The sequence below is a fragment of the Acinetobacter sp. OYA S30 genome (genome assembly GCF_033599315.1).
GTDB lineage: Bacteria > Pseudomonadota > Gammaproteobacteria > Pseudomonadales > Moraxellaceae > Acinetobacter > Acinetobacter baumannii.
This window is the reverse complement of record NZ_JAWVAV010000007.1, coordinates 20,781-32,732: the sequence shown is the minus strand read 5'-3', so window position 1 is coordinate 32,732 and position 11,952 is coordinate 20,781. Positions and strand designations below refer to the sequence as shown.

9 protein-coding genes and 1 tRNA gene are annotated in these 11,952 nt (G+C 39.8%); 1 reads left to right on the top strand and 9 read right to left on the bottom strand.

Annotation, left to right across the window (positions count from 1 at the left end; all coding sequences use genetic code 11):
* Positions 1-2: 2 nt before the first annotated feature.
* The 9 genes from rfbB to R5R67_RS05435 form a co-directional block, all read right to left on the bottom strand.
* A complete protein-coding gene (gene rfbB / locus R5R67_RS05475) occupies positions 3-1,070 on the bottom strand; it encodes a dTDP-glucose 4,6-dehydratase (protein ID WP_000670932.1) in 1,068 nt (355 codons plus the stop codon).
* A 135-nt stretch (positions 1,071-1,205) separates the two neighbouring features.
* Entirely contained in the window at positions 1,206-2,249 is a 1,044-nt protein-coding gene (locus R5R67_RS05470; protein WP_000068590.1) for an ELM1/GtrOC1 family putative glycosyltransferase, read from the bottom strand.
* Positions 2,250-2,261: 12 nt separating this feature from the next.
* A complete protein-coding gene (locus tag R5R67_RS05465; RefSeq protein ID WP_000705224.1) occupies positions 2,262-3,245 on the bottom strand; it encodes a glycosyltransferase in 984 nt (327 codons plus the stop codon).
* Positions 3,246-3,247: 2 nt separating this feature from the next.
* Positions 3,248-4,057 (bottom strand): polysaccharide deacetylase family protein, encoded by an 810-nt coding sequence (locus R5R67_RS05460; RefSeq protein ID WP_000639362.1) that lies wholly within the window; start codon positions 4,055-4,057, stop codon positions 3,248-3,250.
* 13 nt (positions 4,058-4,070) lie between these two features.
* Positions 4,071-4,958 (bottom strand): mitochondrial fission ELM1 family protein, encoded by an 888-nt coding sequence (locus R5R67_RS05455; RefSeq protein WP_000548416.1) that lies wholly within the window; start codon positions 4,956-4,958, stop codon positions 4,071-4,073.
* A gap of 67 nt (positions 4,959-5,025) precedes the next feature.
* Complete coding sequence (locus R5R67_RS05450) at positions 5,026-5,952, bottom strand: branched-chain amino acid transaminase (protein ID WP_001046506.1); 927 nt, start codon at positions 5,950-5,952, stop codon at positions 5,026-5,028.
* Positions 5,953-5,976: 24 nt separating this feature from the next.
* Entirely contained in the window at positions 5,977-8,727 is a 2,751-nt protein-coding gene (gene glnE / locus R5R67_RS05445) for a bifunctional [glutamate--ammonia ligase]-adenylyl-L-tyrosine phosphorylase/[glutamate--ammonia-ligase] adenylyltransferase (RefSeq protein WP_000990837.1), read from the bottom strand.
* A gap of 68 nt (positions 8,728-8,795) precedes the next feature.
* Positions 8,796-10,064, bottom strand: coding sequence for a sensor histidine kinase (locus R5R67_RS05440; protein ID WP_000194115.1), 1,269 nt, complete (start codon positions 10,062-10,064; stop codon positions 8,796-8,798).
* A 534-nt stretch (positions 10,065-10,598) separates the two neighbouring features.
* Positions 10,599-10,685: transfer RNA gene (locus R5R67_RS05435), tRNA-Leu, on the bottom strand.
* Between the two features lie 182 nt (positions 10,686-10,867).
* On the opposite strand from R5R67_RS05435, the gene queA reads away from it, so the two are divergent.
* Entirely contained in the window at positions 10,868-11,905 is a 1,038-nt protein-coding gene (gene queA, locus R5R67_RS05430) for a tRNA preQ1(34) S-adenosylmethionine ribosyltransferase-isomerase QueA (protein WP_001177136.1), read from the top strand.
* The last annotated feature ends 47 nt before the right edge of the window (positions 11,906-11,952 follow it).

Genomic DNA, 11,952 nt, shown 5'->3' with positions numbered 1-11,952 from the left:
AGTTATCCTTGATATTGCTTGTTTAACCAAGACTGATATTCGCCACTTTGAACGTGTGCAACCCATTCAGTATTACTTAAATACCATTCAACGGTTTTACGCAGGCCCGTCTCAAACGATTCTTGCGGAACCCAGCCTAAGTCATTTTTAATTTTTGTCGCATCAATTGCATAGCGCACATCGTGACCTGGGCGATCTTTGACATAGGTAATTAAATCTTTGTACTGTGCTACACCTTCCGGCTTATTCGGTGCCAATTCTTCAAGTAATGTGCAAATCGCATGAACAACTTCGATATTGGCTTTTTCATTGTGACCGCCAATATTATAAGTTTCCCCAACCACACCTTGCGTTGCAACAGTAAAGAGTGCTCGTGCATGGTCTTCTACAAATAACCAGTCACGAATTTGCTGACCATTGCCATATACAGGGAGTGGCTTGGCTTGCAAAGCATTTAAAATCATAAGCGGAATCAATTTTTCCGGGAAATGAAATGGCCCATAGTTATTTGAACAGTTGGTCACCAACACTGGTAAACCATAAGTACGGTTCCATGCACGGACTAAATGGTCTGAGCTGGCTTTGCTTGCAGAATATGGTGAACTTGGTGAATACGATGTTGTTTCGGTAAATAGGTCGGTTGTACCTTCTAAATCACCATAGACTTCATCGGTTGAAATATGATGGAAGCGGAATGTTTCCTTTTTTGAACCATCAAGGGTTAACCAATAAGTACGGCTTGCTTCCAACATTTGGTATGTACCAATAATGTTGGTCTCAATAAAAGCATAAGGTCCTGAAATTGAACGATCTACGTGCGATTCAGCAGCAAGATGCATCACTACATCAGGTTGAAAACTTTTAAATAATTCATCTAAAGCTGTACGGTCACAAATATCGGTCTGAGAAAACTGATAACGTGGGTGATCGGCAACAGAGCTTAAAGACTCTAGATTTCCCGCATAAGTGAGCTTATCGACATTTAATACTTCATGTTCAGTATTTTGAACAATATGACGAACCACCGCCGAACCAATAAAACCTGCACCACCAGTAACCAAGAACTTCATAATAAATCATGTAACTCCATTTTCTTAGTCACGGATTTTATCACCTATTTCCTATTTAATTTAGCGTTAACCTCAGAAAGCCCTACGCAGTTTGACCATTATTACAAAAAATAAAATATAAATACTTAGCTAAACTTATTTGTCCAAAACCCGATTTAACTTCCGAGTTATTTCGCTGGTATGATCTTGCATCTCTAACTCTTGAACAACCTGAGAGATTTGATAAGAATCTGAAACAGTTAATAAATATAGCCAATGTTGCTGTGCTAAAAACTTTAATTGGTGCTTAATCTGTTCATCCTGCATGGACTGCTCATCATAAAGTACCAGCAACTTACTTCCTGACATGACCACTTCTGCCACCATCGAAGTCGAGTCCGGACTCGTTAGAATCCAGTCAGCTGCTTTAATATAATCTTTGATATCACAGTTTTGGCCTTGTGCTACCCATGTTAACTGGTCATGAGGCTGAAAAATGCCATACTGCTCGGCAAGTTTCTGCAATTCTTTTTCAAAAGTAACCGATGTTCTTCGTGATGTCGTCAGTAACAATCTCGCTGTAGGATATTGCTTTCGAACCTGCTGTAAAACAGTTGCCCATTGTGCCGCCTTACCAATCTTTACTGTTTTAGTGTCAGCACCAATCAAAATTGTAATCGTTTGTTCAGCATTTTGAATACCCAAATGTTCTCGGGCCTGCTCGCGTGTTAGAGGTAAAGCACTCATTTTATTCGGTGCAATTGGATAGTAAAAATAATGAGGCAAAACAGCTTGTTGTTCATGAATAGTAAATACCACATCAAACAAGTTAGCGCGAATCCCCCGTAATGAACTCGCGACCAGATTTTTTACAGGTTGATCTTTGAGCAAATGTTGTTTGAGCAATAGATTGGCAAGTAGAGTGTTTCCCCCTGCCGATACAATATAAGCAACCTGTTTCTGCTCTAATGCTCTTAGGGTTTGGGCATCAAAAAAATAACGTAACCACTCTGTATTTATTGAAAACTTGATCAGTAACTTCAGAACACGATACAACCATTTTTTAGGTAGATTTAATTGAACCCATTCGACCTGATACTCTTGCTGTTGATTCAGTAGTTGCACTATTCCTTGAGTTTGAGTTTCATGGCCTGCTTTACCATCGGTCAACGCTAGGATAAAAGGTTTTTGTTGTGCCATTAATCTATCATCCTATGCTGAAAGCAATGATTGATAGACTTGGACCGTATGATCAATCATCTTTGTAAAAGTCAGTTGTTCCTGTGCCAGAGCATAAGCCTTTTTAAAACTTGCTTCAGGGACTACCACATCCAAATAGTTTTGAATCACTTGTTGCAATGCTTCAATATTATTTGGTTCACATAGAAACTCAACAGGAATAAACTCAGCCATCATTCCGACATCAGTTCCTATTACAGGACGTTGAAGCAATAAACTTTCAGCAAGTGTATACGGACCCCCTTCACGCAAGGAAGACACAATCAAAGCCTCATGGTCTGTAATCAATGGGTGAATATTGTCACTATACCCATACAAGTGAACCCGATCAGCTAATTGGTACTCTTGAATCAATTGCTCTAACTTTTCTCGTTCTTCACCATCACCAACAATAGTTAATTGGTGTGAAATGTTCCGCCAAGCAGCCAGTAAAAGATCGAAACCTTTCACTTCATTTAAACGCCCAATGGCAATAAATTTTCTATTTTTTACAAATGATTGAGCAGGCATATTCAAAGAAATACCATTATAGACCACACTGAGTTTTTCCGGCTGCCCCACAATCTGCGCGAGTCGCTTACTCACACAAATGATATGATCAAATGCTAAGTAAGAATCAATCTTTTTCTTTGCACCATGGATAGTCACCACACAAGGGAAATCAAAACCTGCAATCATGCCTTGCAACAGTTTGGCCGTTTTAGAAGCATGAGCATGTAGCACTTGTGGTTCTGTCCCCAATATTGTTTTTTTAAGCAGATATTTCGTCCACGGGTTATAACGACTGCCACTCATATCAAAAGCAACAAAGTTCACCGAACTTTCCACCTGACTTTGATATTTCTGATGTGCAATTAAAGAAACTTTATGTGCTTGTGATAAACCAGCAGCCAGCTCAAGTACATGCTTTTCTAGGCCACCTTCCTCATCACTCGCCATCACAAGCGTAATTTTCATGATTAGCCCTCACGCGTACCAAGTTTTAAACGAAGCTTGACGGCAAATAATGAATCTTTTCCGCTGATCTTAATACGTTGTAGTTGCATAAAGTCCGGCTGTTCATCATCAATGCCTTCGATTGTGGTCACTGCATTGCTATACCCTGACTGTTTTGCCAGTTTAACATCTCGGTCTGAGTAAATACCAAATGGGTAAGCAAAACTGGTTACTGGCTTTTCTATCAGTTGTTCAAGCCACTGCTTTGAATCAGTTAGTTCTTTTAAACAATCCGTATCATCCAGTTTGTTTAAATTAGCATGCGTTAACGTATGTGAACCAATTTCGATCAGTTCGCTATCTGCCAGTTGCTTGACTTGAGCATCATTCAACTTAGCTTCACGCATGAGTTCACCACTATTATGATGTTCTTTTTTATAGGTTGACCAATCACGATCATGACGATCAACCACCACATATATGGTTGCCTTGGCCTGATATTTTTCTAAAATCGGATAAGCATTTTGTAAGTTGTCTAAATAACCATCATCAAAGGTAATGGCAACTGTTTTGGCTGGGTGATTTCCCCAGTTCTCTTGCAATTCGTGCATCGTTACAAAATGGAAGCCTTGCGCTTTCATCCAAGCAACTTGCTTTTCAAACTCAGCGGGCTTGACCCGAAGCTTATTAAATTTGGCACCATTAATATGGTCTCGTACCATGTGATACATCAATACACGTGGTCGATTCCAATCCACTGCTGGCTTCCACCACGCATACTTATAGCTAAATAACACGGTAAGCAAAACCAGTAAAATCAGGATATAAATCACAATGCCAAACTCATTATTTCGCTAAAAGATATGTTGCCACACGGTCTGCTTCTTTAAAAGCATAAGGTTGTGGTAACTGTACGACACAAGTATTCTGTGAGATTAGTTGTGATTGTATCATTTGATCAATCGAGTGCGTAATTCTATCGTCTTTCAACCGATCGATTGCTATGACCCCTACGCGACAACCCGCAGTAAGTGCTTCAAAAACCATAGAAACGCTATCTTCTGTTACCCATACAGCTTCTGCTTTTTGCATCTCTTCAAAAATCCAGCCTTGAGGTGTTTGCTCAACCGGAAATATTTGTAAATGCTGGGCAAAACTTTGTTGTCTTAAAATATCAATAAACTCTGCTGGTGTTCGACGTGAAGTCGTTAGAATGATTTCGGCATCCGGATTATTCTCAACAATCTTTTGCACGCTTAATAATACTTTTTCTTGGTTCCATTGATGCCGTTTTGACGAACCACCTAATGCAATTAAAATTCTAGAAGCTTGATGGCGTTTTTCATTACGAATGGGATTTAATGCCCCACGCGTAACAATCACTCGATTATTCGCAGGAATACCGTCGTGCTCTGGAATCACAGCATAATTAAACCAAACCGTCGGTAAATTTGGCTTCATTAAAATAATGGTCTTAGCCTTTTTGAAAATTTTACCGAGCAACCAGACACGAAAATGTGTATGACTTCCAACACCAAATATAAAATCGGGTGCCTGTTGAAATAGAGATTTTTTTGAAGAAAAAAGCGTTTTGATTAGAGAAAGAATAGGCAAGTCATTAATAGAGACTTCTTCAAAAGTTGCATTTGCCTGCTGTCTTTGCATCGCCTGAAACAAGCCTAAAGCTTGTGAGCGATGCCCTGCTTTACCATCAGAGACATAGACAATATGCATAAAAGCTCCCTAACCCAAAAATAAAAAGGCGAAACCAACGTTCGCCTTTTCATGTTAACGGATTAACTTATTTTACGTAAGTTAACCAGTGTTCATATTTTGGATTTTTACCTTGAACTGCATCAAAGAAAGTCTTTTGGATTTCAGTGGTAATTGGGCCACGGCAGCCCGCACCGATTTGACGGTCATCGTATTCACGAATTGGTGTTACTTCAGCAGCAGTACCTGTGAAGAATGCTTCATCGGCAATATAGAATTCGTCACGCGTAATACGACGCTCAACAACTTCATAACCAAGATCTTTAGCAATCGTCATCACGGTTTGGCGTGTAATACCGTCAAGTGCACCACCCGCAATATCTGGAGTGTGTAAAACGCCATCTTTAATCAAGAATACGTTTTCACCAGAACCTTGGCACACATAACCTTGTGGATCCATAAGCATTGCTTCATCGTAACCAGAATGTGCAACTTCTTGGTGAGCAAGAATTGACAACGTGTAGTTACCAGATGCTTTTGCTTTACACATGGTCACGTTTGGATGATGGTGAGTAAATGATGAAGTTTTAACGCGAATACCTTTCGCCATTGCTTCATCACCAAGATATGCACCCCATGCCCATGCTGCAACAGCGGCATGAATAGTGTTATTTGTTGCTGCAATACCAAGTTTCTCTGAACCGATCCAGATCAGTGGACGTAAATAGCAAGAAGCTAATTTATTTTCACGAACAACATCGATTTGTGCTTGTTCAAGCGCTGCTTGATCATACGGCACTTTCATTTGATAAATTTTTGCTGAATTTAACAAACGTTTTGTGTGGTCTTGAAGACGGAAAATTGCAGTACCTTTAGGAGTTTCATAAGCACGAACACCCTCAAATACGCCCATACTGTAGTGTAAAGTATGGGTTAAAACGTGAATCTTTGCATCACGCCAATCAATTAATTGTCCATCTTGCCAAATAAAACCATCACGATCAGCCAAATTCATGGAACACTCCAAATTGTTATAAAATCATTCACTATCCAACTCAACCGAGGCGGTTGGGTCTATTAATCTTTGCCATAAATTGCAAACGACCGCACGGGTACTACGCCAGTCCGCTGCGCTTACTTGCATGGATTGATTCGCAAGGGCTAAGCGGTGGCTTTCGGCACGTTCACTAAGATAGGCTCGAATTAATGCTGTGGCATCTTCACTGGATAAGCAGTCTGCTTTAGCAGCATCTTCTAATATTCTTACATTATCAGAATAATGGGCGAGATCGGGTTTCGTCCCGCTCCATGCAAGTACAGCATACTGTGCCATAAATTCGATATCTACGATACCACCTGCGTCCTGTTTTAAATGAAAAATACCATGTTTTTTTTGTTCAGAAGATGAACCTAAGTGGTCTTTCATTTTCTGACGCATTTTCAGCACTTCCTCACGAACATAAGCCTCATCTCTAGATTGAGTCAATATCTCGCGGCGAAATATTTCAAATTTTTGGCAAAGCGCTTCATCACCTGCAATAGAACGTGCACGAACTAATGCCTGATGCTCCCAAAGCCATGCACTTTTCAACTGATAATGCTCATAGGCTTTCAGGCTTGTCACCAATAAACCTGCCTCACCTGAAGGTCTTAAACGTGTATCAATTTCATAAACGCGGCCATCAAGCGTTTGAGTGGTCATTAAAGACATAAACTTTTGAGCGACACGCATGGCAAACTCAAAACCAGTTATTGACTTAGTACCATCCGTGTCGGCTTGTTCATCTAGATAGTGAATAAAGACCAGATCTAAGTCCGAACCATAGCCCAGTTCAATACCACCCACCTTGCCATAACCAATGACAGCAAAGGCTTTATAATCGAGTGAACAACGTTTTCCCTCGACATCTTTTGGGTAACCATGACGCTTTGCTACGGTCTGATAAGCTAAATTAAGAGTTGCATTAACACTGACTTCTGCAATATCTGTCAAAGCATCAGAGACCTTCATAAGAGGACTTTCAGCTAACACATCACTTGCAGCGACCGTTAACACATTACTCTTTTTAAACAAGCGAAGTACCCGCATTTGATCTTCGACCTGATCAATTTCGATACGAAGTAATTGCTGACGTAATGAGTCTTCCAAGTCCTTACGTTTTGGTAATTCAAAGTCCATCGACAAGAACTCATCCAGCAATACCGGATATTGCGTTAACTCTTCACAAATCCACGGGCTCACTGTCGCCATTTTTACTAAGCGTTGTAATGCCCCTTTACTTTCAATCAGCATTACCAAATAGACGGTTCGACGCATGACTGATTCAATCAGTGGCATTAAACGTAATAATGCAGTTTGTGGTTGTTCAGACTGTAAAATGGCTTCAATTAAATGGGGCCAAAACGTTTTTAAACGCTGCACGGCATTGGAAGGAAGTTTTTTAAGTGCATGACCATGCCAGAACTCATGAATCAGATTTTTTGCATTATCATCTAACACTTCATCTAGCTGCTGCTCTAACTGCCCAAAGTTCTCGGTAGCTGCATTGGAACTTGTGTCTTCAATGAGCTGCTTAAACTGAACTTTTACTTTTTGGCGTTTCTCGTTCAGAACATCAATAAATTCATTCCAACTCGTAAAACCCAAGGTATCTATAATGCGTTGTCGTAAATCTGTTTCTTCTGGTAATAGTTGCGTTTGCTGATCATTCAAGGCTTGAATTGCATGTTCAACACGGCGCAAAAACAGGTAAGCATCTTCAAGCTCTAGTACGGCCTGTTTCTCTAACAAGCCTGCCTCACCAATATGTTCAAGACTGACCAAACATTGACGATCTTGCAGCTCACGTTTAGAACCGCCGTAAATAAGCTGGAACACCTGAACAATAAACTCAATTTCGCGTATACCGCCTGCCCCGAGCTTAATGTCATCTTCAATATGCCGACGTAATACTTCGCGCTCAATCATCGCTTTCATATCGCGCATGGCAGCAAAAGCGGTGTAATCGACATAACGACGGAATACAAAAGGACGTGTCATTTCTAATAAGTCTTGCCCTTCTTTACCCCCAGTGACTACGCGTGCCTTAATCCATGCGTAACGTTCCCATTCACGGCCATGCTGACTTAAATATTTTTCTAAAGCTGCATGACTAATCGCTAATGCTGAGCCATCTCCCCAAGGCCGTAAACGCATGTCTACTCGAAACACAAAACCATCTGCGGTGATATGTTCAAGTAAATAAATAAGTTTTTGTCCCCACAAAATACAGAACTGCTGTACATCAATACATTTACGACCGTTGGTTTCGCCTTGCTCATCAAAAGCAAAAATCAGGTCGATATCACTTGATAAATTTAATTCCTGTGCCCCAAGCTTACCCATGGCAACCACAATCAAATCTTGAACTTTGCCTGAATAACTTAATGGTTCGCCGTGTTTAGCAACCAATGCAACACGAGCAAAAGCCTTTGCGGCACAAATACTTGCATCTGCAAAGTCTGAAAGTTCACGAGTAAGTGTAACTACATCCGTCAGTTGATTGGCATCTTGCCAGATCCAGCGAAACATTAAACGACTGCGCAGTATACGAAGCGCACGCATCCACGTTATTTCATCGCCAATTCCATCAAGCGTGGTGTCTACAAGTTGGTAAATTTGTTCTGTTGAGAGCGGTGCAGCAAATTGATCTATTTGATAATCTTGTTCTAAAACAGCCTGATGTAATCCTAAAACTTGTTCAGCATATTGGCTGGCACGCAATGTTTTTTGTAACTGCTCCGCATTCATATAAAAAAGCTCTTTTCCTCAGACTCTCTTTTTAGTTATAGCAGTTCAAGTAGTAGTAGGAAAAGGGATTAAACCAATTTTGCTTCAGATGTATTTTGTTGTTCTATATGATGTTCAGGAACTTCTTGAGCAGAGGGTAATAAAACTTTAAATGTCGTTCCCACTCCTTTTTGGGAAGTTACACTAATTTTCCCCTGATTAATCTCGACAAAACGCTTACATAAGCTCAAACCTAAACCCGCACCTTTTTCCCCAGCGGTGCCTTTAAAGCTTGCTGTAATACGCGGATGGAATAAATTTGCCATTTGCTGTTCAGTCATGCCAAGCCCTGTATCACGCACAGTGATTTCGACATTTGTACCCACCTGCTTTGCTTCAATGAACACTTTTCCAGAGCCGTCAACATCGGTAAATTTCAATGCATTTGACACCAAGTTTTGGATCACGGAAGTCATCATATTGATATCGGCATAGATTTTTAAATCTTCGGAAACCGCATTTACCAATTCAATATTTTTCTTTAAAGCTAAAGTATGCAGCACATCACAAACAATATTGCTCACTTGTCTAAGCTTAAAATTAATTGGGTGATAAACAAAGCGACCACCTTCGGCCATTGCCCATGTCAGCAAACTTTCAAGTAAGTTATAGGTCGATTGAGAAGTGTCGTATAAATAATCGGCAATGTTTTGAATACTCGACTCATCCAGTGTTTCACGTTCTTTAGCTAACACTTCGGAGAAACCTAACAAGCCATGAAATGGTGCCCGCAAGTCATGCGAAATAATGGAAAAGAACTTTGTTTTACTCGAGTTCAGCGCGACTTGCTGCTCATAGAGTTCATTTAATTCTTCATAATTAAACTTCAACTCGACTTGTTGCATAAAACTAGAACAGTAATCGAGAAGCAACTGAATTTGATCATCTTCAAAACAAGTTTCATCATCATCGAAGAAAACTGCAAATCCCATAGATGTCTGGTCAGGCTGCACCAAATGGACAGCTAAGGCACGCCCACATTCAATATTTAACTCTTTTAAATAGTTGATTAAATTTTGATAAGAAGGATGATTGTGATGAATCACCTGTTGTTTAGCAAAACATTGTTTTAGGTGTCTTGAAGGTTTAAAGGAAATTGCAGTCATGCCATCCGGGCAATGATGCCAAAAATAAGGTTCCTGATTAAAAGTAAGCAAAGCTTTTTGACACTTCAACAGGCGAAGACTAAACCGGAAAAATTGCTCAATATAATTCTGCTCGGCATTTAATCCAAGTAATAGTGATATCTTACAAGCTGTTAACTGCTCTACCTGATGTAGTTCTAATCGCTGTGTCATGCCCGCCTCACAGATTTTGTCATTGTTGGTCGGAACCGCTCTTTTGAAGAATGTACTTATAATCATTATGATCTACTACAAACTTTAACACATTACATTAAAAGAGCAACTTTCTTTTCGAAATAGAAATGTGAAGTTTCAATTAAAGGTTTTCAGATACATAAAGTGGGTATGCTTTAGAAAAATACAACAATTTTTTTGGAAGAAAGAGTTGTAAGTAATAAGAAATAAGAAGTCAAAATTAGCTAAAAAAGAGATAAAAATTAACTTAAATCATCTTATAAATATGAAACCTTAACTTCGACTCAAATTTTGCTTTTATCAAATGCATTTCATATTTAAATAAAGTTTTCTTAAATTGAAAAATTAAAAGACTTTTAATAGCTCTAAATTTATAAGCGATTTGATCCCGACCCTCGGAACCAAAGCAAGTAGCTCATAATTTCTTAAAGTCTAGGAACTTTTTTATATCCAACAAAAAACCCCTAAACCGTCAGTTTAGGGGTTTTCGTAGAATCATAAGATTCTGAATCTTGGTCCCGAGGGTCGGACTCGAACCGACACGTCATCTCTGACAGCGGATTTTGAGTCCGCCGCGTCTACCAATTTCACCACCTCGGGAGAGGAAGTATGTTTGTGTTGCGTATATTAGCGCGTTTGCAAAACTTGTCAAACCCTAAGTGAATATTATCGTTCACTTTTAGATCATTTAAACATTTTTCATGATTTAGGCCAGAAGCACAGCCATTAAAAAGCGAAAAAGTTTATACTAGGCGCAATTTTTGCGGTGTTTTTTCTCAAATATGCAACTGTCTGACTTTTCCTTTGAACTACCCGATGAACTTATTGCCCGTTACCCACTCGAAACACGTAGTGCTTCGCGTTTATTGCATTTAGATGCTAAGGGCCAATATCACGATCATATGTTCACAGATATTATTGATCTGTTCGAAGAAGGCGATTTATTGGTACTCAACGATACCAAAGTCATGAAAGCTCGACTTAAAGGGAAACGTGCTACAGGTGGTGCTATTGAAATTTTGGTTGAGCGTATGCTGAACCACACCACAGCGTATTGCCATATTAAAGCGAGCAATTCACCTAAAGCAGGGGCTGAGCTTTTTGTTGGTGCGGACAATATTCCCGTGATTGTGCGTGGCCGTCACGAAAACTTATTTGTCGTTGAGTTTTCCCAACCAATTTTGCCAGTACTTGAGCAATATGGTCAGTTACCTATTCCGCCTTACTTCAATCGTGAAGCAGAAGAAATTGACACTGAACGCTATCAAACGGTTTTCCATAATCCAGAAAAAATTGCCAGTGTGGCTGCCCCAACAGCAAGCTTGCATTTTGACGAAGAGTTGTTAGCAGAGTTAGATCAAAAAGGCGTTAAGAAAACCTTTGTGACTCTTCACGTCGGTGCAGGTACTTTTATGCCTGTACGTACTGATGACATTACGAATCATGTCATGCACAGTGAATGGTGTGATGTTCCTCAAGAAACTATTGATTTAATTTTGGCAACTAAAGCACGCGGTAATAAAGTGATTGCTGTCGGTACAACTGCAACACGTGCTTTAGAAAGTGCAGCTCAAGCGCATGGCGGAAAAATTGCAGCATGGACTGGTGATACGCAAATCTTTATTTATCCAGGTTATGAGTTCTGCATCGTAGACCGTTTAATTACTAACTTCCATTTACCTGAGTCTACCCTGCTCATGTTAGTTTCAGCATTGTCAAATAGAGAAAATATTTTGGCTGCTTATGAACATGCCGTTAAAGATCGCTATCGCTTCTTTAGTTATGGCGATGCAATGCTGATTGATAAATTAGAAGTTTAAAGATTAAAGCTGGGTTAAATCTTATAAGTTAATTCGAGGTTTAACCC

What these genes read in the sequence shown, in the direction of transcription:
- rfbB (WP_000670932.1), bottom strand. Translation starts at nt 1,070, where the DNA reads ATGAAGTTCTTGGTTACTGGTGGTGCAGGTTTTATTGGTTCGGCGGTG.
- R5R67_RS05470 (WP_000068590.1), bottom strand. Translation starts at nt 2,249, where the DNA reads ATGGCACAACAAAAACCTTTTATCCTAGCGTTGACCGATGGTAAAGCA.
- R5R67_RS05465 (WP_000705224.1), bottom strand. Translation starts at nt 3,245, where the DNA reads ATGAAAATTACGCTTGTGATGGCGAGTGATGAGGAAGGTGGCCTAGAA.
- R5R67_RS05455 (WP_000548416.1), bottom strand. Translation starts at nt 4,958, where the DNA reads ATGCATATTGTCTATGTCTCTGATGGTAAAGCAGGGCATCGCTCACAA.
- R5R67_RS05450 (WP_001046506.1), bottom strand. Translation starts at nt 5,952, where the DNA reads ATGAATTTGGCTGATCGTGATGGTTTTATTTGGCAAGATGGACAATTA.
- glnE (WP_000990837.1), bottom strand. Translation starts at nt 8,727, where the DNA reads ATGAATGCGGAGCAGTTACAAAAAACATTGCGTGCCAGCCAATATGCT.
- R5R67_RS05440 (WP_000194115.1), bottom strand. Translation starts at nt 10,064, where the DNA reads ATGACACAGCGATTAGAACTACATCAGGTAGAGCAGTTAACAGCTTGT.
- queA (WP_001177136.1), top strand. Translation starts at nt 10,868, where the DNA reads ATGCAACTGTCTGACTTTTCCTTTGAACTACCCGATGAACTTATTGCC.